Source organism: Herbaspirillum sp. GW103, from assembly GCF_000261365.1.
Classification (GTDB): Bacteria; Pseudomonadota; Gammaproteobacteria; order Burkholderiales; family Burkholderiaceae_D; genus Herbaspirillum.
On the sequence record NZ_AJVC01000003.1, the window covers coordinates 1,479,155 to 1,501,080 of the forward strand.

General features: G+C 66.6%; 19 protein-coding genes. 1 reads left to right on the top strand and 18 read right to left on the bottom strand.

Annotation, left to right across the window (positions count from 1 at the left end):
- Positions 1 to 21: 21 nt before the first annotated feature.
- The gene (locus GWL_RS10120) at positions 22 to 219 is read left to right on the top strand and encodes a hypothetical protein (RefSeq protein ID WP_008329502.1); all 198 of its coding nucleotides are present in this window, start codon (positions 22 to 24) and stop codon (positions 217 to 219) included.
- Between the two features lie 70 nt (positions 220 to 289).
- On the opposite strand, the gene GWL_RS10125 is transcribed toward GWL_RS10120, so the two are convergent.
- The 18 genes from GWL_RS10125 to GWL_RS10210 are packed head-to-tail and all read right to left on the bottom strand — an operon-like array spanning position 290 to position 21,903.
- Positions 290 to 1,759, bottom strand: coding sequence for a cobyric acid synthase (locus GWL_RS10125; RefSeq protein WP_008329503.1), 1,470 nt, complete (start codon positions 1,757 to 1,759; stop codon positions 290 to 292).
- On the bottom strand, positions 1,752 to 2,762 hold the full coding sequence (cobD, locus tag GWL_RS10130; protein ID WP_008329504.1) for a threonine-phosphate decarboxylase CobD: 1,011 nt from the start codon (positions 2,760 to 2,762) through the stop codon (positions 1,752 to 1,754). Before cobD ends, GWL_RS10125 begins: the two co-directional genes overlap by 8 nt.
- Positions 2,755 to 3,714: an adenosylcobinamide-phosphate synthase CbiB gene (gene cbiB / locus GWL_RS10135; protein ID WP_008329505.1), complete on the bottom strand. Its 960-nt coding sequence runs from the start codon at positions 3,712 to 3,714 to the stop codon at positions 2,755 to 2,757. The genes cobD and cbiB overlap by 8 nt, the downstream gene beginning before the upstream one ends.
- A complete protein-coding gene (cobU, locus tag GWL_RS10140; RefSeq protein WP_008329506.1) occupies positions 3,708 to 4,319 on the bottom strand; it encodes a bifunctional adenosylcobinamide kinase/adenosylcobinamide-phosphate guanylyltransferase in 612 nt (203 codons plus the stop codon). Before cobU ends, cbiB begins: the two co-directional genes overlap by 7 nt.
- Complete coding sequence (gene bluB / locus GWL_RS10145; protein WP_008329507.1) at positions 4,316 to 4,987, bottom strand: 5,6-dimethylbenzimidazole synthase; 672 nt, start codon at positions 4,985 to 4,987, stop codon at positions 4,316 to 4,318. Before bluB ends, cobU begins: the two co-directional genes overlap by 4 nt.
- Positions 4,984 to 6,315, bottom strand: a complete 1,332-nt coding sequence (locus GWL_RS10150; protein WP_008329509.1) for a cobyrinate a,c-diamide synthase — start codon at positions 6,313 to 6,315, stop codon at positions 4,984 to 4,986. The genes bluB and GWL_RS10150 overlap by 4 nt, the downstream gene beginning before the upstream one ends.
- Positions 6,315 to 6,917: a cob(I)yrinic acid a,c-diamide adenosyltransferase gene (cobO, locus tag GWL_RS10155; RefSeq protein WP_008329511.1), complete on the bottom strand. Its 603-nt coding sequence runs from the start codon at positions 6,915 to 6,917 to the stop codon at positions 6,315 to 6,317. The genes GWL_RS10150 and cobO overlap by 1 nt, the downstream gene beginning before the upstream one ends.
- A gap of 31 nt (positions 6,918 to 6,948) precedes the next feature.
- Entirely contained in the window at positions 6,949 to 8,076 is a 1,128-nt protein-coding gene (locus tag GWL_RS10160; protein ID WP_008329512.1) for a GTP-binding protein, read from the bottom strand.
- A 2-nt stretch (positions 8,077 to 8,078) separates the two neighbouring features.
- Complete coding sequence (cobJ, locus tag GWL_RS10165) at positions 8,079 to 9,638, bottom strand: precorrin-3B C(17)-methyltransferase (RefSeq protein WP_008329513.1); 1,560 nt, start codon at positions 9,636 to 9,638, stop codon at positions 8,079 to 8,081.
- A 19-nt stretch (positions 9,639 to 9,657) separates the two neighbouring features.
- Positions 9,658 to 10,461 carry a cobalamin biosynthesis protein gene (locus GWL_RS10170; protein ID WP_008329514.1) on the bottom strand — a complete coding sequence of 268 codons (804 nt, stop codon included), beginning with the start codon at positions 10,459 to 10,461 and terminating at the stop codon, positions 9,658 to 9,660.
- On the bottom strand, positions 10,458 to 11,234 hold the full coding sequence (cobM, locus tag GWL_RS10175; RefSeq protein ID WP_008329515.1) for a precorrin-4 C(11)-methyltransferase: 777 nt from the start codon (positions 11,232 to 11,234) through the stop codon (positions 10,458 to 10,460). Before cobM ends, GWL_RS10170 begins: the two co-directional genes overlap by 4 nt.
- The gene (cobI, locus tag GWL_RS10180) at positions 11,231 to 11,989 is read right to left on the bottom strand and encodes a precorrin-2 C(20)-methyltransferase (protein ID WP_008329516.1); all 759 of its coding nucleotides are present in this window, start codon (positions 11,987 to 11,989) and stop codon (positions 11,231 to 11,233) included. The genes cobM and cobI overlap by 4 nt, the downstream gene beginning before the upstream one ends.
- Entirely contained in the window at positions 11,986 to 13,176 is a 1,191-nt protein-coding gene (gene cbiD, locus GWL_RS10185; protein ID WP_008329517.1) for a cobalt-precorrin-5B (C(1))-methyltransferase CbiD, read from the bottom strand. Before cbiD ends, cobI begins: the two co-directional genes overlap by 4 nt.
- On the bottom strand, positions 13,176 to 14,753 hold the full coding sequence (locus GWL_RS10190) for a precorrin-8X methylmutase (protein ID WP_008329519.1): 1,578 nt from the start codon (positions 14,751 to 14,753) through the stop codon (positions 13,176 to 13,178). Before GWL_RS10190 ends, cbiD begins: the two co-directional genes overlap by 1 nt.
- Positions 14,750 to 15,472: a cobalt-precorrin-7 (C(5))-methyltransferase gene (locus GWL_RS10195; protein WP_008329521.1), complete on the bottom strand. Its 723-nt coding sequence runs from the start codon at positions 15,470 to 15,472 to the stop codon at positions 14,750 to 14,752. The genes GWL_RS10190 and GWL_RS10195 overlap by 4 nt, the downstream gene beginning before the upstream one ends.
- Positions 15,473 to 15,483: 11 nt before the next feature.
- Positions 15,484 to 17,460 carry a putative cobaltochelatase gene (locus GWL_RS10200; RefSeq protein WP_008329523.1) on the bottom strand — a complete coding sequence of 659 codons (1,977 nt, stop codon included), beginning with the start codon at positions 17,458 to 17,460 and terminating at the stop codon, positions 15,484 to 15,486.
- A complete protein-coding gene (locus tag GWL_RS10205; RefSeq protein ID WP_008329525.1) occupies positions 17,457 to 21,569 on the bottom strand; it encodes a cobaltochelatase subunit CobN in 4,113 nt (1,370 codons plus the stop codon). Before GWL_RS10205 ends, GWL_RS10200 begins: the two co-directional genes overlap by 4 nt.
- Entirely contained in the window at positions 21,562 to 21,903 is a 342-nt protein-coding gene (locus GWL_RS10210; RefSeq protein ID WP_008329527.1) for a ferredoxin, read from the bottom strand. Before GWL_RS10210 ends, GWL_RS10205 begins: the two co-directional genes overlap by 8 nt.
- Positions 21,904 to 21,926 lie beyond the last annotated feature (23 nt).

Genomic DNA, 21,926 nt, shown 5'->3' on the forward strand with positions numbered 1-21,926 from the left:
TTACCGAAGCAAGGAGGCAACATGCCCAAGAAAGAGAAACTGGACCCGGAAACTGAAGCCCTGATCCAATGGTGTACCGAAGTCGAGCAATTCCTGGTCAAGGGCGGCGCCACGCTGGACCAGGCACAGGAGCACATCGAAGAACAGGTGGAATGGTTCACCGACCTCTACTACGATGGCCTCACCCCGGAAGAAGCCGCCAAGGAAGCCCTGGCCTGACTCTTCTGCGCCACTCCCCCAACCGCATCCCGGCCCGCAAGGCCGGGATTTTCTTTGCGGTCACACCGTATTACGTCCGCCCAAAGCGCGTGGGTACCCGCCGCAAGGCGTCATACAAGGGCCGGCAGGATTCGGCCAGACGCTCCAGGCTGGCCTCGCGCAAGGCATCCAGATCGACCGGCGCGCTGCCCGCCAATCCCGCCCAGCTCAGCAGTGCGCCAAAGGCTTGCGGTGTATCGAACATGCCGTGCAGGTAGCTACCCAGGATCTGCCCGTCGTCCGATTGCGCACCCTCGCCGCGCCCCTCGATGACGAACGCAGGACGCGCCAGCGCCGGGCCGGAAGACACGCCCATGTGGATCTCGTAGCCGCTGACCGTTGCAGCCGTCTCACTGAAGACACAGTGGCCGCTGACCTGCAGCAGCTTCTTGTCTCGCCTCAGTTCGGTACGCATCGGCAGCAGGCCGAGACCGACACTGCTGCCGGGCACGCCTTCCACACCATGCGGATCATCCACGCTCTCCCCCAGCATCTGGAAACCGCCACAGATACCGATCAGCTTGCCGCCATAGCGCAGATGACGGGCAATGGCCGCCTCCCAGCCATGTTCCCGCAGCCAGTGCAGATCCCCGCGGGTATTCTTGCTGCCGGGCAGGATGATGAGATCAGCCGGCGGCACCGGCTGGCCCGGGCCGATGAAGCGCAGATCGACATCGGGATGGGCGCGCAGTGCATCGAAGTCGGTATGGTTGCTGATGCGCGGCAAGACCGGCACCACGATACGGAATTGGCCGCGACTCTCCTGCGTGGCCGCCACCGCATCCTCGGCATCCAGGTGCAGCCCATGCAGGTACGGCAGCACCGCCAGCACGGGCTTGCCGGTGCGGGCCTCGAGCCAGTCCAGCCCCCCTTGCAGCAGGCTGATGTCGCCACGGAAGCGGTTGATGACGAAGCCGATCACGCGTTCCCGTTCGCTCTCGGAAAGACAATCGAGCGTGCCGCTCAGGTGCGCAAAAACACCACCCCGGTCGATATCGGCCACGATGATGACGGGACAATCGACCGCTTCGGCAAAACCCATGTTGGCAATGTCGCGCGCGCGCAGATTGATCTCGGCCGGACTGCCCGCGCCTTCCACGATCACGCAGGCATATTGCGAGCGCAGCCGCGCATAGGATTGCAGCACGGCCTGCATGGCTTCGGTCTTGTAGCGGTGATAGTCACGGGCGTTCATATCGGCGCGTACCTTGCCCTGCACGATGACCTGGGCGCCGGTATCACTGGAGGGTTTGAGCAAGACCGGGTTCATATCGGTGTGCGGCGCGATACCGGCGGCCTGCGCCTGCAGGGCCTGAGCGCGTCCAATCTCGCCACCGTCGCGGGTCACCGCACTGTTCAAGGCCATATTCTGCGGCTTGAAGGGAGCGACGCTGATCTCATCCTTCTTCAGCAGGCGGCATAACGCAGCGGCCAGAGTGCTCTTGCCGGCATCCGACGTGGTGCCCTGGATCATCAGCGTATGAAAAGGAAAATCAGCCACGTTGACTCCATCTGTTCAGGGCCTCTTGCAGGCGTACCCAACCCGCCTCATCCGGCGGCAGTCCGAGGCGGATACCACCAGCACCGCGCGTGAAAAGGCGCACCCAGATGCCGGCGCGCGCCATCGCTTCATGAAACGCCGGCGCCTGAGCTTCGGGCCACCACTGGAACAATGCCGTGCCACTGGCGCGGATGCCATGCTGCGCCAGCAGCGCATGCAGGCGGGCGCCTTCGGTCAACAGGGTCTGTCGCGTCGCAGCCTGCCAAGGGCGGTCGAGCAGTGCCGCGCTGCCGATCTGCTGGGCCGGACCGCTGATGGACCATGGCCCGAGCCAGTCAGCCAGCGCATCCAGCAAAGGGGCTGCCGCCCCGACAAAGCCCAGCCGCAAGCCCGCCAGCCCGAAGAACTTGCCGACCGAACGCAGCACGATCAGGCCCGGCTGGTGGCTGTGTGCGCACACGCTGTAACCATTGACGGTATCGCCGAAGGCTTCATCGACCACCAGCCAGCCCCCCCGCCCGGCCAGCAGGGCCGCCCAGCGCAACAGGTCCTCCGGCGCGACCATGGCACCGGTCGGATTGTTGGGATTGCACAGCACCAGCACCTCGCACGATGTCTCGCGCACGGCCTGATCAAGATCGGCATACGCGACTTCACGCACGGCATGCCCCGCACGCCGCCAGCAGTGCGCATGTTCCGCGTAGATGGGGGCCGCCACCACTACCTGTGCAGGGCGGCGCTGTTGTTGCAGACGCAGTTGCGGCAGCGCCTGAATCGCCGCCTGGGTGCCCGCCACGGCCAGCAGACGTGGCGCATCGTAATACGCACAGGCCGCTTGCTCCAGCGCATGTGACGGCTCGGGCAGGCGGTGCCAGGCGTGCGCCGCCGGTGCAGCTGCCGGGTAGGGTCGCGGGTTGATGCCGGTGGAGAGATCCAGCCAGTCACTGCGCGGACGACCATAATGGCGGGCCGCCGCGTCGAGGTTGCCACCGTGCTCAAGCATGGCTCGCCCCCACCCCGGTGACCAGGCTCAGCAGCGCCAGGGCGCCCACCACGGCCAGCCACAGCGCCGTGCTCATGGCCACCAGGCGCCAGGCACGGACGATGTCCGGTCCCTGCGGCGGCAGGCCCGATCCCAATGGCGGGCGCTCTTCGAGCTGGCCGTCATACCGGGCCGGACCGCCCAGGGCCAGGCCCAGTGCTCCGGCGCCCGCCGCCATCACCGGACCGGCGTTGGGGCTGCTCCACGCAGGCGCCTGCGTCTTCCAGCAAGCCAGGGCCTGGCGGCGCTGGCCCAGCCAGGCATAAGAGCAGGCGGTCAGTCGCGCAGGCAACCAGTTGAGGGCATCATCAATGCGCGCCGCGGCCCAGCCGAAATACAGGAAGCGCGCATTGCGGTAACCCCACATGGCGTCCAGGGTATTGGCCAGGCGAAACAGCAAGGCGCCCGGGCCACCCGCCACCAGGAACCAGAACAAGGTACCGAAGACGGCATCGTTACCATTCTCCAGCAGCGATTCGACCCCGGCCTTGGCCAGCTCGGCTTCGTCGGACTGGCGCGTCTCACGGCTGACGATCAAGGAAGTCAGCCGCCGCGCCAGCGGCAAGTCCCGCTGCGCCAGCGCCTGTGCAATCGGCAAGGTATGCTCGCGCAGGCTGCGCAGGCCGATGCAGAAATACAGCAGCACCGCATGGATCCATGCCGCCATCCAGACGGGCAGCGCGGCCAGCAGCCAGGTGCAGGCCAGTACCGGCGGCAACACTGCCAGCGACCAGGCCAGCACGCCACGCAGGCGCAAGGCCGGGGCGTGATTGAGCCGCGCTTCGATGCGCTTGGCCAGATTGCCGAACCCGACCAACGGATGCCAGCGCCGCGCTTCCCCCAGCAGCAGATCCAGGGCCAGGCCCAGCGCCATCAGCAGCGCCAGCCAGGGCAAGGACAAGCCGCTCAGCACGCGCTGTCCTTGAAGGTCAAGGGCAAGCCGGCAGCGACCCATTGCACGCGTTCGCACAGCGCAGCCACGGCCTGGTTCAGCCGCCCCGCCTCATCGACGAACCAGCGCGAGATGGCCCCCTGCGGCACGATGCCCATGCCGACTTCGTTGGACACCAGGATGACGGTCCCCTGCACTTCCTCCAGGGCCAGCAGGAAATCGGCGCGTTGCTGCGCGAAGGCCGGGGGCGGCGTGACCGGTCCCAGTTCAGGATAGTCCACGCCCTCGGCAAAGAGCAGGTTGGCCAGCCAGACGGTGAGGCAGTCGACCAGCACCACGGTCTCGGGCCGGCTCAGGCAGCGCAGTGCGTGGCCCAACGCCAGTGGCTCTTCCACGGTACTCCAGTGTGCACCCAGCGCGCGGCGGCGTTGCTGATGATGGGTGATGCGCTCCTGCATCTCGGCGTCGTCGCGGCTGGCGGCGCGACTGGCGGTGGCCAGATAGACGATCTCGCGCGCGCCGCCGGGTGATGCGGCCAGCGCCAGGCGTTCCGCATGGGCGCTCTTGCCGCTGCGGGCGCCGCCAAAGATGAGGCTGCGGTGTCGGTTCGAGGATGCGGTGGTCATGCTTGCAGGTCTCCTTGCACGGGCCAGCGGTCTTCAAAGACCAGGTCTTGCAGGTGCTGGCGGCTGGCCCACTGCTCCTGTTCCAGCATGGGCTTGTCATAGAAAGCGGGGACATGGCCCAGACAGAGTACGGCGACCGGTTCGGCGCCCTCGGGCAGGTGCAGCAAACGGGCCAGCGCGGCCGGTTCGAACAGCGACACCCAGCCCATGCCCAGCCCTTCTGCGCGCGCGGCCAGCCACATGTTCTGCAAGGCGCAGGACAGCGAGGCCAGGTCCATCTGCGGCAAGGTGCGACGACCGAAGACATGGCGCTCGCGCTGATCCATGAGCGCAGCCACCAGCAATTCGCCACACTCGCGGATGCCTTCCACTTTCAGACGCATGAATTCGTCCTCGCGCTGATCCAGTGCGCGGGCAGTGGCGATGCGTTCCTGTTCCACCAGGGCATGGATCTGCTGGCGCAGCGCCTGATTGCGGATGCGGATGAAGCGCCAGGGCTGCATGAAGCCCACGCTGGGGCCCTGATGGGCCGCCTGCAGCAGGCGTTCCAACAGCTCGGGCGCGACCGGGTCGGGCAGGAAATGGCGCATGTCGCGGCGCTCGCGGATGACGCGATAGAGCGCATCGATCTGCGCCTGAGGATAGCGATGCGAAACAGTTTGCGTCATGGCGCCCCACCAAGCAGCGCCGCCACCGTCCGTGGCGCCGAGCGGAAATACGCATGCAGATAGCTGGCCGTGACCTGACCGCGACGATAGACCACCTCCCCTTCCGAGGAATCGAAGAGTCGCTCGCCACGTGCCATGAACTGCGCCCCGACCACCGCCCGCGAATAGTGGAAGGTATGGCAGCGCAGATGCTCGCCCACCGCACCGGGCAGGTTCAGTTGCAGAGTCTGGTAACCCAGCCCTTGCAGGCGCGGCTGCACCGTCGCCTGGCCGGGCAGGATGCCGCACAGCTGGCCGCTGCTGCCGTCACCGGCGACGACGGTCTCCAGCAGGAACAGCATGCCGCCGCATTCGGCATAGAGCGGCTTGCCGGCCTCGGCATGGGCACGCAGGCTGGACTGGGTGCGCTGCGCGACCTGCAAGGCCGGCAGGTGCAGTTCGGGATAACCGCCCGGCAACCAGACCGCATCGCAATCGGGTAGTGCTTCATCGGCCAGCGGCGAGAAGAAGCTCACGTGCGCACCCATCAGCGCCAGCAGATCGAGGTTGGCGGTGTAGATGAAGGAAAATGCCAGATCGCGCGCCACGGCGATGGTCTTGCCCTCCAGGAGGCGCGGGAAGGCGCGTTCCGGCGGGGGCGTACCGAAGTCCACCGGCGCGGGCAGATTGGCCAGTGAAGTCGCTGACATTCTTTCGGCCACGGCATCCAGGCGTGCCTCCAGATCGGCGATCTCGGGCGCGGCCACCAGGCCCAGATGGCGCTCCGGCAAGGCGAACTGCATGTCGCGCTGCAGCCCCGTCAACAGTGGCACCGAGGGCCGCGCATTCTGCAGGCCCTGGCGCAACATCTGCGCATGGCGCGGGCTGGCCACGCCATTGGCCAGTACCCCGGCAAACTTCAGCTCGGGACGATAGGCCAGCAGGCCCTGCGCCAGTGCGCCGATGGTCTGGCCCATGCCGCGCGCATTGATCACGGCCACGACGGGAATGCCCAGCAACTGGGCCAGGTCGGCACTGCTGGGCTCGCCATCGAAGAGGCCCATCACGCCCTCGACCAGCAGCACATCCGATTCGGCGGCAGCCAGCGCCACCTGGCGGCGGCAATGATCTTCGCCTCCCAGCCACAGATCAAGGTTGATCACCGGCTGGCCACTGGCCTGCTCCAGCACCATCGGATCGAGGAAATCGGGGCCGGTCTTGAACACCCGCACGCGCTTGCCCTGCTGCCGGTACAGGCGGGCCAGGGCGGCGGTGATGGTGGTCTTGCCGTGGCCGGAAGCCGGGGCCGAGATGAACAGGGCCGGGCAGCGGTAATCCGGGTGCGTCATCAGAATTCCACGCCTTTCTGTGCTTTCACGCCCTGCTCCTTGTAGGGATGCTTGAGCGGGCGCATCTCGCTGACCAGATCGGCCTGCTCGATCAGCGCCTCCGGTGCATGGCGACCGGTGACGACGATGTGCAGCATCTCGCGGCGCGCCGCAAATACCCGCAGTACTTCCTCCAGATCCAGATACTGGTATTTGAGGACGATGTTGAGTTCATCCAGGATCACCATGTCATAGCCGGGGTCCTGGATCATGCGCACGGCCTCGGCCCAGCCACGTGCAGCGGTGCGCATGTCGGCCTCACGGTCCTGGGTGTCCCAGGTGTAGCCTGCGCCGACCACATGGAAGTCGCATCGCGCGTGGCTGCCCAGGAAGTCACGTTCGGCGCTGTAGAGTGCGCCCTTGATGAACTGCACCACGCCCAGCCGCATGCCGTGGCCGAGGATGCGCATGCCCATGCCGAAGGCGGCGCTGGACTTGCCCTTGCCGGTGCCGGTGTTGACGATCAGGAGGCCCTTCTCCTTCCGGGCGGCGGCCTTCTTCTTTTCGAAGCCTTCCTTGTGACGCTGGGTCATGCGCTTGTGCGATTCGGGGTCGGTTTTCATGATGTGCTTCTTTCTTGATGCTGCTGCGAAATCAATGCCAGTCGGTCGCCGTCAGCGAGGACAGCAATTGCGCCACACGTGCGCGGCTGGGATGGTAACCGATGAAGACCAGCTCCGAAGTCCCGGCCCGCTTGCCGCCACCGGCCTCGGCCACCACCGCACGCGCCCGCACGGCTTGCAGCAACTCGGTACGTCCGTGGCCGGTGACGACGAAGCCCTTGCTGCGCAGGATGGGCTGGTCCAGCGCCACGGCGACCACGGCGCGGCGCAGGGCTTCGGCATCCTGCGCATCGGCGCTGCGCAACGTGAAGGATTGCCAGCCGGGGTCCTGCTCGTGGAAATGCTTGTGGGTGGACAAGCCGTGGCTGTGCGCCCCCAGGCCGGAATGCGCATGGCCGTTGAAGCGCCACTGCTCGGCCGCCACCGTGGCGCGCTCGCCCGGCATGGCCACCGGCGTGTAGTGATGATGCACGCTCGTACCGGCCTGGTGCAGCCGCAAGCCCAGCGCCAGACGGATATCCAGTCGCGCATCATAGGCCAGCTCCAGGAAGCGCACGTTGGGCGCCAGTGACCGTACCGTTTGCTCTGCTTGCAGCAAGGGCGCTTCCTCCATGCCGTCGATCTTGTTGAGCACCACCACGTCGGCGCACTCCAGTTGCCGGGCGAACAGCTGCGCCGTGGCATCGCGCACGGCATCGCCGCTGGCGAAGGCTTGTTCCAGCAGGAGCGGCGTGTCGACCACGGCCAGCGTGGCGTCCAGCACGAAGTGCAGTGCCAGTTCAGGGGATTGCAACACTTCCATCACCGCACTGGGCAAGGCCAGACCGGAAGTCTCGATGAGCACATGGTCGATCTGCGCGCGGCGCGCGGCCAGGGCCAGCATGGCGGGAACGAAATGTTCATCGTCGCCGTAGGCGATGAGGCCATGGGCGAAATCCTGGATCTGCACCTGGCCCTGCGCATCGCCTTCGGCGCGCAACAGGTCGCCATCGATGGCGACCTCGCCGAACTCGTTGATGAGCAAGGCCAGTCGCCGCGACTGGCGACGCTGTACCAGGCCGCGCAGCAAGGTGGTCTTGCCCGCCCCCAGGAAGCCCGTGACCACCGTCACCGGGATCGGCGGCAAGGCAGGCGGCATGGAAGACTGAAGACTGGCCATGCTCAGGCTCCGGCCAACGCTGCCAGTTGCGCCTGCAGGGTGGGCACATCGTGCGCCACCTGGGGATAGGCCAGTCCAGGCCGACGCACCGTCACCAGAGGGATGCCCAGGGCGCGCGCAGCCGCGACCTTGGCCCGGTAGCCCCCGGCCTCGCCGGAATCCTTGGTCACCACGCAGTCGATACCCCAGTCGCGCCACAGCGCTTCATTGAATGCCTGCGAGAACGGTCCCTGCATGGCGCACAGGTGGGCGCGCGGCAGGCCCAGTTCCAGTGCGCGCCGGAGGAAGTCCGGATCGGCCGTGACGCGGGCGAACCATTGCTTGCCCGCCGCGCCAGGTGCCCTCAGGAAGCTGCCCAGATCCTTGGAGCCGGTAGCCAGGAAAATGCGGCGGCCCAGGGCGATGGCGCGCCCGGCGGCTTCTGTCATGTCGGCGCAGCCATAGGGGTCATCGGCAGCGATCTCGCTCGGACGTTCATAGCGCAGATACGGCAGGCCCAGCTCCTGCGCCAGCATCATCAACTGCTGCGACATCTGCACCGCAAAGGGATGGGTCGCATCCACCAGCACCCGCGCCTGGCTGTCGCGCAGCGCTTGTCGGCGCGCCTCCACACCCTGGCGGCCGGACCAGACCTGGGCACCCGGACAATCCTGGCTGGCCAGCTCGCCGCCATAGGCGGTCGCCGTGGAAATGACCACGCGCTCGCCCTGCCCGGCCAGTTCGCGCGCCAGCTGGTTGCCGTCACTGGTGCCCGCAAAGACCCACACCGCCCGGCGCGGCAGTTGTGCCGCCTCAGGCGCCTGCGCCTGTTCGCTCCAGTCGTTGTAGCCGCGCGGGGTAAAGATCCAGTCGCGCTTGCGCTGCGTAAAGCGGTTGCCGATGACGATCGAGGTCAGCATGTCGAACTGCAGGCCGGGCAATTCATCCAGGCGATGAATGGAGACCTGCTGCCCTGGGCGATAGGCATTGCGCACCACCCCGCACAGGGTATGCGGGGCCTTGTGTTCCAGCATCAGTTGCAGGATGCGGTAGACGCCCTCCTGCCGTCCCGCGCTCTGCACGTTGTAGAGCACGCAGGCCAGGTCCGCCTGGGCGATGTGACTGGCGCGCTGCTCGATCCATGACCACGGGCACAGCAGGTTGGACAGCGACAAGGTGGCGAAATCATGCGACAGCGGCGAACCCAGCAGCGAGGCGCAGGCATTGGCCGAGGTCACGCCGGGGATGATATTGACCTCGAAGCTATCGTCCTCGCGCATGTCGTCGAAGGCCAGGGCGGCCATGGCGTAAATGCCGATGTCGCCGCTGGAGATCAGGGCCACGCGCCGCCCCGCACGGGCCTGTTCGATGGCCAGCAAGGCGCGCTCGCGCTCCTGGGTCAGCGGCGGAGTATGAATCTCCTTGCCCTCGATATGCGCGGCGATCCAGCGCAGGTACAACGCGTAGGCGACGATGACCTCGCTCTCGCGCAAGGCTTCAATGGCGCGCGGGATGATCATCTCTTCGAAACCGGGGCCGACCGAGACCAGGTTCAATACGCCTTTTTTCTTGACTGCTTCCATCGGGTTTCCTGCAAATGATTTACGGATTTTTTATGGAACTGCGCCAGCCATCGCCATCGTCGACGATGGCCACGGTCACGCCCTCCAGCGCGCTCTTGCCCAGCAACAGCCGTCCACGCGGACTGGCGATCAAGGCCGCCGGCTCGCACACGCCCTCCACGCCCACGTTCTGGCGCACCCAGTCCGAGGGCTTGCCCACCCAGGCGCGCTGGGCGATCTGCTGGCGCGCGATCACGCGCAAGGGCAAGCCATGCGTGGCGCAAAAGGCCAGCAGGCCGGGTTCCCCGGCCTTGATATCGATGGTGGCCACTTCGCGCACCTGGGACAGTGCGGCACCGGGGCACTGTTCCAGTGCCTGCGCGACGGCACGACCGATCTGCTCGGCCGAGGCCAGCTTGCGGCAGCCGATGCCCAGCACCAGCGGCTTGACGGCTTCGGTCGCGGTGGTCACCACCGGCTGCGCGCCCGTGATCTGGGCCACGCGATAGGCCAGGCTGTTGGCACCGCCTTCATGCCCTGCCAACAAGGGGATGGCAAAACGTCCCGCCTCATCCAGCACCACCAGGGCGGGATCCCGATGCTTGTCCTGCGGCTGGCCGTCGAGGAAGCGCACGGCAATGCCGGTCGCACCAATCATGATCCACTGCCGGTGGCGGCGGTAGGCCAGAGCAAACTGCTGGCGCTGCGACAGGCCGCCCTCTGCATGAAGCCAGGGGCGGTAGAGTTCACCGCCCAGGCAGTCCTGCAAGTGCATGGCCAGTGCCACCGCCTCGGCGCGCACGGGCCACAGGCCCAGGTCTGCCGGGACGACGGGCGGATTCATGCGGCATCCTTGTTCTTCTTGACCACGCGGAAGAGGTGCGTGAAGTCCTTGGAGTACAGACTGGATTCGGCCACCTGCTCCTTGTTCAGCGCGGCACCGACCAGCATCATGGTGGTGAGATTCCACTCCCCGCGCTTGTTCTCTTCCAGCACCTTGTCGAGCCGGCCCTGATAGACGCGCTGCTCCGGCCAGGTGGCGCGATAGACCAGCGTGACGGGCGTCTCGGGGGGATAGTGCAGCAGCAGGTCGGTGACGATCTTCTTCAGGTGCGGCCCGGACAGGAAGATGCACATGGTCGCCCGGTGCGCGGCCAGCGAGGCAATCGATTCCGATTCGGGCACCGCCGAGGCACGGCCCGAGACACGGGTCAGAATCACGCTCTGCGACACTTCCGGCTTGGTCAGTTCAGCCGACACGGCGGCCGCCGCAGCGGTGAAGGACGACACGCCCGGCACCACTTCATAGGCGATGCCCAGGGCATCGAGCCGCCGCATCTGTTCCGCCGTCGCCCCGTAGATCGCCGGGTCGCCCGAATGCAGGCGCACCACGTCGATACCCTGTTGCTGCGCACGCACGTAGCAGGCCTGCTGCTGCTCCAGATCGAGTGCGGCGGTGTCGACAATCTCGGCCTCGGGGTGGCAATGTTCCAGCAAGGCGGTGGGCACCAGCGAACCGGCGTACAGCACCATACGCACCTGGCCCAGCAGGCGTGCACCGCGCAGGGTGATGAGGTCGGCTGCACCGGGACCGGCGCCGACGAAATAGACTTTCATGGATTTCCTTTCGATGATGCTTGCGGCGCGCGGTGACGTTGCGCCTGCGCCGTCTTGCGGATCAGCAGCACGGCCAGGTAGCCGCTCGCCTCTGCCGCATCCAGCGTGGTGAGGTCGCTGACCAGCACTTCGCCATCCAGCCCGATGCGACGGGCAAAGCCGCAATGCTGCGCAATGTCCATCTCGCGCAGCAGCGCCAGCACCCAGGGCAGGCGCGCGCCGACCTTCATCAGCACCACGATGTCGTGGCTCTCGATCTCGGCCTGCAGGGTCGCCGCATCTTCCGGGCAAGGCAGGATCAGCGTGCGCTCCTTGCCCACGCCCAGCGGCCATTCCAGCGCGGCGGCAGCAGCGGCATAACTGGTGATGCCTGGCAAGGTCACGCAGTCGCACTCGGGATAGAGATCGCGCACGGCAGCCAGCACATAGCCGTAGGTGGAATAGGTCAGCGCATCGCCGATGGTGAGATAGACCACCTGCAGGCCCTGCCGCAATTGTTCGGACAACTGCTGGCCGAGCCGGGCGTAATGTTCCTGCAGGACCTGACGATCCGGGTCCATGTTGAATTCGATCTCGCACAGACGGCTGCGGTCGAACTCCACGCCCTCCAGGCATTGCAGGGCCACCGACAGCTCGGCCCCGCGTGCACGCGGAATGTAGATCAGGTCGGCGCTGCGCAGCGCAGCGATGGCTGCCAGCGGCAGGTAGCCTGCGGGGCCGGGGCCGACACCGATGCCGGTCAGACGCCCGCTCATGCGCCTGCCCCCAGTTGCTCTCCATCGAGGTCGAACAGGCGCACTTCGATGCGTTGCACTGCCGGCACGCGCGCATGGGCAAGCACGGCGATGCGGGTTTCGATCTCGCGCCACAGGCGGCGCGACAGTCCGACGTCCTGCTGGCGGACCAGTTCTATGATTGCTTCCACCGTATTGGCTTCCTTCATCTGCTGCAGCAGGGTGGCGTCAAACAGCACGCCCTGCCCTGCCGTATTCATTTCTTCAGCCACGCGGGCCACGCCCTGCATGGCCATGTTGCTCTTGCTGGAATGCGTATCCCACACCCCATCCAATACCTTGGCCAGCTTGCCGGGATGCCCGGCCAGCCACAGCAGCGGCAGTGTCCTGCCCTCCTCGGCCAGCGCCTTCTGGGTGAAGTCCAGCGCATCGCCCAGGAAATTGGCGATCTGCACGCTGCGCTTGTCCGGCAGGCCCAGTGTCTGCGCCACGAAGACGCGGCCGATCTTGCCCGGCAGGTAGGCCACCGTATCCCCCGGCGCACAGGCGGCCAGGGCCACGCGGATGTAGACCTCGATGGAAGCGATCCAGGAGGCCATGGACATCGGCTCCACGATGCCGGAGGTGCCCAGGATGGAAATGCCGCCGACGATACCCAGCTTGGGATTGAAGGTCTTGGGCGCAATGGCGAGGCCCTCGCGGCAACCGATGGTCAGATCAAAACCGCAGGCTGGTTCGCCCGACTGCAACTCCGCCAGCACCTCTGCCACGGCGGCCCGCATCATGGCGCGCGGCACCGGGTTGATGGCGGGTTCACCGACGGCCACGCGCAAGCCCGGCATGGTGGCCGTGCCCACGCCCTGGCCCGCAAAGAAACGGATCTCCCCTGCCGCATTGCGCCGCACCTGTGCCACGATGGTGGCGCCGTGCGTATTGTCGGGATCGTCTCCGCCGTCCTTGAGCACCTCGGCCTGGGCGGTATCGGCATCGATCAGCGTGACCGTCTTGATTGGTACGCTCAGATAATGCAGTCCATCCGGCAGGCTGACTTCGGCGTGCTGCACGCTCATGCCGCCCAGCAGGCGATAGAGTGCGGCGCGTACCGCTGCGGTCGCGCAACTGCCGGTGCTGCGGCCACGACGCAAGCCATTGGGGGCGAGTACGGCGAGGTCATACTCGGCCCGTTGCAGCTCGGGGGGCGCGTCCATTACTGCACACTTTCGCTCTGCGCTTCCTGGGCGACCAGCCAGGCGATGGCATCGATCATCAGGGCATTGACCACGCTGGCCGCCCAGGGCGAACCACCGCGCGTGCCGCTGTTGGTGATGCGCGGCACCTGCAGGCAGCGACGCAGTTCCTCCTTGCTCTCGCGCGTGCCGACGAAACCGACCGGCAAGCCGATCACCAGTTGCGGACGCCAGCCGTGCTCGCGGATCAGGCGTACCGCCTCGGTGATGGCGGTGGGTGCATCGCCGATGGCCAGCACCAGGTCATTGCCGAACTTCTGCCAGGCACGGCGAATCCCCGCCGCCGAGCGCGTCATGCCCAGGTTCCGGGCCATCAGGTGCGATTCGGGATCATGTACGCCGCACCATGTCTCTACGCCCAGCTGTTGCAGCACCGCGCGCTTGAGACCGGTTTGCACCATGGTCACATCAGTGACGACTCGCTTGGTGCGCAGCAGTGCTTTCATCCCGGCCTGAACCGCACCAGCGGAAAAATAGATTTCATCGGCCACGGCGAAGTCGCCGCTGGTATGGACCAGGCGCTGCAAGACGGTCAGCTGCTCGGGCGGGAAGCCGCCCCAGTCGCGCCCGGCCTGGATGATTTCCATGCTCTCGGCTTCGATGGGATGCGCTACGTAAGGGGCGGTGCCCGTGACGGCCGGGGCCTGCTGCTCGCGCGCAGAAAGATCGCGCACCTGCAAGTGATGTGCCCGCTGCGGCTCGCCGACCTGCTGCTCGAAACCGACGATCTGCACCCGGTACTTGCAGAGCGTGCAGTTCATGGCGGCGCGGCCTTCGGCGGCATCGCGGGCGCGTTCCAGCATGACATCGGCCACGTGCGCATGCACGCCCAGATAAGCGGCCTTGAGCACTTCCACACCCGGCTCGCGCAGCATCAGCTCGTCGGCGGCGGCATAGATGCGCTTGACCAGCACACCATCGAAGAGGAAGAACGGCAGCACCACCAGCCGCTGCCAGCCTTCACCGGCAGCCCGCGAGAGGCCATCCCGCACCAGCGGCGTGGCCGTGCCCGAGAAGCAGACTTTGACGCCGCCAAAGCCCATGCCCTCCTGCACCATGCGCGCCAGCTTGGCGATCTCGCCATTGGCATCGGGATCGGTGGTACCGCGCCCGACCAGCACCAGACAGGCATCCTGGCGATGGATGATTTCTTCAGAAGCGGCCTCGGCTTCCACCACGCGCTGCTGTACCAGTTGCAGCAGCAGCGGATGCAGATCCATGGGCGCGCCGAAATGGAAATCGACCTGCGGATAATCCCGCGCCAGCGCCAGCAGTTCGGCTGGCATGTCGTTCTTGGCATGACGCGCCCCCAGCAGCACACCGGGTACCACGGCCACGTCGGTGGCGCCCTCGGCCACGCAGGCGGCGGCAGCCTCCGAGATGGTGGGCGCGGCAAATTCCAGATAGCCATGGCGCACGATGCGTCCCTCGGCGCGTTCACGCACCAGCGCTACCAGCGCCTCGAATTCGCGCAGGGCATCGGGATCGCGGCTGCCGTGGCCGGCGATCACCACGGCTGACTTGCGCGGGCTGTTCATGCCGTGGCTCCGCTGGCTGCTTGCGGCGGTGGTTCGATCTGGCTGGCCATGGGCGTGAGCGTGCGGATGAGCATGATGCTCATGTCGCTGAATTCCTGGTCGGCACAGTCGGCCAGCTTGCCATGCCATTCGGCGTCGCCCCGGGTGAGGTTTTCCCAGACTTCCGCGGGATGGTCCGGGCTGACCCCTTGTTGCAGCAAATAGGTGGCGATGTGACGCGGCATGAAGGAGCGCGCCGCATCCCACGGACAGGGGATGACGATGGCATTGCGTCCATCGTTCAAGACGTTCACCAGATGGCGCTTGAAGGGCTCCAGATCGCCGCGCCGGTGGAAGGTGATGAACGTTGTTTCATCAAAGCACACACGCGCCCTGGAGGCGAGGATCTGGGCCGAGGAAATGCCCGGCAGGGTTTCCACGCGATGGCCACAGGCGCGCTCCACCCGTTCCAGATACTGGAAGCCGCTGAAGTGGATATCGCCCATGAAGACCACCACGCAGCGCTTGCCGGCGTGATGCAGGGCGGCGACTTCGTCGAGCCTGGCAACCTGATCGCGGTAACCCATCAGCACCACTTGCGCGCTGGCGGGGATGAGGTCCTTGACCACATCGACCACGGCATTGAAGCCGGCCACCACGTCGGCATTGCGGATCAGGTCCGCGCCGCGCAGGGTCAGGTAGGAATGGTCGCCGGGACCGGCGCCGATGCAGATGATCATGTTCTTTCCTTTCAGCGCGCGCCCAGTTGCGCGCGCACGGTCAACGCCAGGGCGTCGCCGGTCAGTTGTTCCAGGGTCAGGCAAGGCGCACCCAGCGCCTCGGCCAGTTGCGCCGCGCGGCCCAGGCGCAGGTAGCCGGATTCGGTATCGAGCACCAGCGCGGGCACGCCTTGCGCAGCCAGGGTCTGTGCGACCTGCAGGGTTTCGCTCCAGGGGTCGCCGCTGCTGCCGGGCAGGCTGACGTTGGCCTTGCCGTCGGACAGGATCACCAGCAGGGGCGGTGCTTCCTGCATCTGTTGTTGCAGCATCTGCGCCGCCAGTTGCAGCGCATGCGGCAGCGGTGTGCGGCCCCCGGTGGGCAGTTCGCGCAGGCCCTGCTCGGCCAGGTCGGCGCTGCGGGTCGGGGCCAGCAGCAATTGCGCCTGCTCGCCACGGAAGGCGATCACGGCCAGTTGATCACGGCGCTGGTAGGCATCGGTCAGCAAGGCCAGGACCGCACCCTTGACTGCTTCCATGCGGCGCTGTGCGGCCATGGAACCGGAGGCATCCACGACGAAGACGATCAGGTTGGCGCCGCGTCCGCTGCGGACCTGACGATGCAGGTCGGCGCGGGTGATGCTCAGTGGCTCGCCTGTCTCACCGGCCAGGGCGCCCCGGACGGCAGCGCTGCGCAGGGTGGCACCGATGGCCAGCCGGTCCGGATTGGCGTCCGGTACGGCGCGCACGGCGCTGCCCCGGCTGGCATCGGCCACGGCACTGCGGCGGCCGCTGGCCACGTTGGCCGATGCCTGGGCCGTGGCGGCGACGCTGATCTTGCGGGCCGTTCCGGGGGCGGCGATGGCGAAGGTCTGTTGACCACCCTCGCCTTGCTGTTCTTGCGAAGCATCTTCAGACGGCGGCGGCTCGGCCGGTTCTTGATCCGGCGACGCGTCACCGCAACCTTGCTGTTGTGGCGGTTCAGGCTGGCGCGCCTGGTCGACCAGTTCATCGAGCTTGTCCTCATCCATGCCGCTCTGCTCGAAGGGCTTGCGACGGCGGCGATGCGGCAGTACCAGCAAGGCGGCCGCGCGCACATCGTCCGGGGTGACACGTGTGCGCGCCTGCAAGGCCGCGATGGCGCGCGCGGCCTTGTGCATGACGATGTCGGCGCGCAGGCTGGCCACCTCGAACTCGCAGCAGAGATGGCTGCTCAGTTCCAGCATGGGATCGTCCAGCACCACCTCGGCCAGCAGACCTTGCGCCTCGGCGACCTGGAGGCGCAAGGCGTCCTGCTGCGACTGCCAGCGTTCGGCAAAGGCGGCGGGATCGGATTCGAAGGCGATGCGCCGGCGCACCACCTCGGCGCGTACGGTCTTGTCGGTCGGTGCGCTCACTTCCACCATGAGGCCAAAGCGGTCCAGCAGTTGCGGCCGCAAGTCGCCCTCTTCCAGATTCATGGTGCCGATCAGCGTGAAGCGTGCCGGGTGACTGATGGACAGCCCCTCGCGCTGCACCGAATTCACCCCCATGGCCGCCACGTCCAACAGCACGTCCACCAGGTGATCGGCCAGCAGATTGACTTCATCGATGTAGAGGATGCCGCGATGGGCCGCCGCCAGCAGGCCCGGCTGGAACGCACGCTGGCCGCCTTGCAGGGCCTGTTGCAGATCGAGCGAACCGAGTACGCGGTCTTCGGTGGCCCCCAGTGGCAGGTTCACGAAGGGGACGGTGGCCGGAAAGTGTACGGGTGCTGTATTGCACACTGTACAGGCAGTAGCCGGCTGACCGGGCGCGCAGTGGAAGGCACAGCCCTCGGCCAGGGTGATGGCCGGCAACACCTGGGTCAGACCGCGTGCGGCGGTACTCTTGGCGCTGCCCTTGTCACCGCGCACCAGCACGCCACCGATGGACGGATCGACTGCGCACAGCAGCAGCGCCTGCTTCAGCAGCGGCTGGCCGACGATGGCGGCAAAGGGATAAGACGCGGGGCCGTTGACTGCTGCGCTCATTGCATGTCCTTGGTATGTTCGCTGCCGCGCACGGTCTCGCCGCGGGCTTCCAGCAGGGCTTCACTGTGCAGGTAGAGTGTGCGCAACTGTTCGAGTGTCTGTACCGCCGGTGTCTGCCACATGCCACGGCTGGCGGCTTCCAGCAAGCGCTCGGCGATGGCGTTCTGGGCCCAGGGATTGGCCTGTTCCAAAAACTCGCGCATGGCCGGATCGAAGCCGTAGCTCTCGGCCAGTTGCTGGTACATCCAGTCTTCCAGCACCTGCGCGGTGGCGTCGTAGCCGAACAGGTAATCGACGGTGGCCGTCAGTTCCAGTCCACCCTTGTAGCCGTGTCGGCGGATGCTGGCCAGCCACTTGGGATTGACCACACGGGCACGGAAGACGCGCAGGGTCTCTTCCTTGAGGTCACGCACGGCAGCGCGCTGCGGGTCGTGGCTGTCGCCGAAGTAATGGCGCGGCTGCTGGCCGGACAAGGCACGGATGGTGGCGATCATGCCACCGTGGTATTGCAGGTAGTCGTCGCTGTCGAAGAGGTCGTGCTCGCGGTTGTCCTGATTGTGCAAGGCGACCTGCACGGCGGAGAGGCGCTGGCGGAATGCCTCGCGCTGGTCGGTGCCCTGCACCTTGCGACCATAGGCGTAGCCGCCCCAGTTGATGTAGGCCTCGGCGAAGTCGGCCTGGTCCTGCCAGTTCCTTTCCTGAATCAGGGGCAGGATGCCGGCGCCGTAGCTGCCCGGCTTGGCGCCGAAGACGCGATAGGACGCCTGGGCAGCGGCTTCGGCCTGACCCAGTCCGCTTTGCATGGCCTGCTGCAGGTCGCGCAGGTAATGCTTGCGCACGAAGTTCATGTCTTCCGGTTCATCGGCGGCAATGGCCAGCTGCACGGCATCGTCGATCAGTTCGATCAGTTGCGGGAAAGCATCGCGGAAGAAGCCGCTGATGCGCGTGGTGACGTCGATGCGCGGGCGCTGCAATTGCTCCAGCGGGACCAGCTCGACACCGGCGACCTGCCGGTTGCCCTCGCGCCAGACCGGGCGCGCGCCCATCAGCGAGAGGATCTGCGCCACGTCATCACCGTGGGTGCGCATGGCGCTGGTGCCCCAGATGCTGATGGCCACGCTCTCGGGATAGTCGCCGCTTTCGCGGTGGTGACGCTGCAGCACTTCGCGCGCCAGTTGCTGGCCCACGCGCCAGGCCGATTGCGAGGGCACGCTGCGCGGGTCGACCGAATAGAAATTGCGGCCGGTGGGCAGGATGTGCGCCATGCCGCGCGTAGGCGATCCACTGGGACCAGCCGGGATGTAGCCACCGCGCAGGCCGTTGAGCAGGTTGCCGATTTCTTCGTGGGTGCGTTGCAGACGCGGCACCAGTTGTTCGCAGGTGAAGGCGAGGATGCGGCCCAGGGCGCGGGTATCGGTCGGCTTGATCGTCGCTACCGGTGCGGCACGTTTTTGCGGGGCAAGCGGTCGCGCCATGGCGCGCATGCCGCCCAGCACGCTGCCTGCACTCTTTTGCAGGGTGGGTTGCAGGCGCGGTTTTTCTTCGACGGGCGCGGTGAACAAGGGCGCCAGCAGCGACTGGATCACGCCATCGATGGCCTGCACGGCAAAGTCTTGCTGCTGCAGCGACTGCATCAGCGACAGGCACAGTGCGTCGATGGCTTCGAGCGCATCGGCACGGGTGACGATGGCGCGACCGGCAGTGCGCGCGAGGGCGTCATCGATGTTGAGGCGCCGTCCCTTGTGCTCCAGCAGCATGTCCAGCGACAGGCCGAAGAGGCGCGCCACCTCTTCCTGCAGGCCCGGCAAGTCCTGGTTGGGCAGGCGCGTGAGCGCCACCAGCATGTCGGGCAGCTGCGCTGCATCGGGCATGCGGCCGAGGATGTGCAGGCCGTCACGGATCTGGGCTGCGCCCAGTTCGCACAGGTAGCCATCGAGATCCTCGATCAGGTGCGCCACACCGGCACCGTCCAGTTCGGTGAGGGCATGGGGCAAGGTGCCGTCTTCGTGGGCGTGGTCGTGCGGATGATGGTGGTCATCATGGTGGTGATGTCCATGATGATGGTGAGCATGGCCGTGGTCATGATCGTGGTCATGATCGTGATGAAGCAGCTTGTATTGCAGGTCCGACTCCAGATTGGTCTGTCGCACCAGCTCCCAGATCTGCTGCTGCAACAACGGCAGCTTGGCAGGATCGAGCACCTCGACCTGGTAATACTCGTCCACCAGCTGCGTCAGCTGGGCCAGCGCGCCGTAGCTGTCGGCGGTGGTCATCGGTGGGGTCAGGTGATCCACCACCACGGCGTGGGCGCGGCGCTTGGCCTGCGAGCCTTCGCCGGGATCGTTGATGATGAAGGGATAGAACAGCGGCACGTCACCCAGCAGGGCATCCGGGAAACATTCTTCAGACAATCCCACGCCCTTGCCCGGCAGCCACTCCAGCGTGCCGTGCTTGCCGACGTGGACGATGGCATCGGCGCCCCATTCTTCATCCAGCCAGCGGTACAGGGCGTAGTAGTGATGCGTGGGCGGCAGGTCGGGCTGGTGGTAGATGGCGTCCGGGTCCATGCCGTAGCCGCGCGGCGGTTGCAGGGCCACGAAGGCGTTGCCCAGGTCCAGGCCGGCAATGACCAGGTGCTGATCGTGAACATAAGCCTGGCCGGGTGCGGCGCCCCACTGGCGCTGCATGCGCGTCTGCAAGGCCGCGGGCAAGGCGGCGAACCACTGCGCGTAACGCGCGGCCGGAATGCGCGCGGCGGCGCGGCGCAACTGGTCTTCGGTGAGGAGGATATCGTCGTAGGAGCAACGGTCCACCAGTTCGTGGATCAGGGCCGTGCCGGTCGCGGGCAGTTCGCCGATGGCATAGCCGTCAGCAGCCAGTGCGCGCAGCACGGCCATGAGCGACTCGGGCGCATCCAGCCCGACGGCATTGCCGATCTGCGCGGCCTTGCTGCTGGAATTGGTGAAGATGAAGGCGATACGCTTTTGCGCATTGGGCGTGTTGCGCAGCCGCACCAGCCGCTGCGCCAGACCGGCGAGGCGGCGCACACGGTCCGGCAGGGCCTGATACTGCACCACGCCACTGTCCGTGGTGTGCTTGAAGGACAGCGGTACGCCGATGATGCGGCCATCGAATTCCGGCAAGACCACATTCATGGCGGCATCCAGCGGGTTCATGCCGCGCGTGGAATGCAGCCACTGGTCTTGCGTCATGCCGCTGGTGATGGCTTGCAGCACCGGGCGGTCCAGCTGTTCCAGCACCGACACCGACCAGCCGGCTGGTGTGACCCCGCCTGCCGTGATCTCGCCCATGGCGAAGCTGGTGGTATTGATGATCAGGTCGACCCGGCCCCGGGCGAAATACGCCAGCGCGGGCGGCAGGTCCGCGCCACGATGAGCAGACACCCGCAGCGAGGAAGTGAAGACCGGCAGCACATCCATGCCGCGCGCCTCCAACGCCGCGACCAGTGCATCGATGAAGGCGGTATTGCCCGAGAGCCAGTGCGCGCGGTAGAAGATGATGCCCACGGCGGGCTTGCCTGGGGGTGCGCTGGCGCGCAGGGCCAGCCAGTCATCGAGGCTGGCATCCTGTTCCAGATCAGGATGGTAGAGGCCGTGTTCCGGCAAGGCTTGCGCAGGCTCATAGCCATAGCCGCTCAAGAGCAGGCGATCCGACAGGTAGCGCAACAGTTGCGCCAGATTGACGCTGCCGCCACCGTTGAAGTAGGCCAGTGCCTGCTGCTGCACGTCCGCTGCGACGGTGGAGGCTGCCGCCAGTTCGGCATCGGGTTCGCCGGTGCCGGAGAGCAGGATCAGGTGACGCCCTTGCGCACGCGCGACCCGCAACAATTCGCCCACACCGCTCACCGCACCCAGCCTGCCCAGCACCCGCAGCACGATCACCTGCGCGCTGGCCAGCTCCGAACGCAGCAGCGTGGCCAGCGTGCGCAGAGGCTGGCCTTGCTCGTCGGTACGGGATTGCAGGGCCTGCAGATCATGCCCCGCCAGTGGCGCAAAGTCGGGCGGCAACTGGCTGCGCGCCGCCGCCAGCAGGGCCAGGTCGGTCGGGGCGTGGGTCAGCAGGACGATGCGGGGCAAGGGTTCAGACATCGCCGGACTCCGGTTGCGGCAGCACGTCGCCGCTGCCCAGGCGATGGAAGATGAGCTCGCTCACCTCGCGACCGCCTTCCAGGTGCTCCACTACGACGCGCTCGATGGCGCTGGCATCCTCGCAGCGGTACCAGACCCCCTCGGGATAGACCACCAGCACCGGCGCCTGCGCCTTGCAGGCCACCATGCAGTGGGTTCGGGTGCGCTTGACGCACAGCGCGGGGCGGGCGTCGATCTGCTCGCCCAACACGCCGAACATGGCTTCGGCCAGCACGCCATTGTCGGTACAACGCGGACCCACGCACATGAGCACGTGACGATGATGAGTTCTCATGGCTTGCTTGCTTTCTTTCCCCG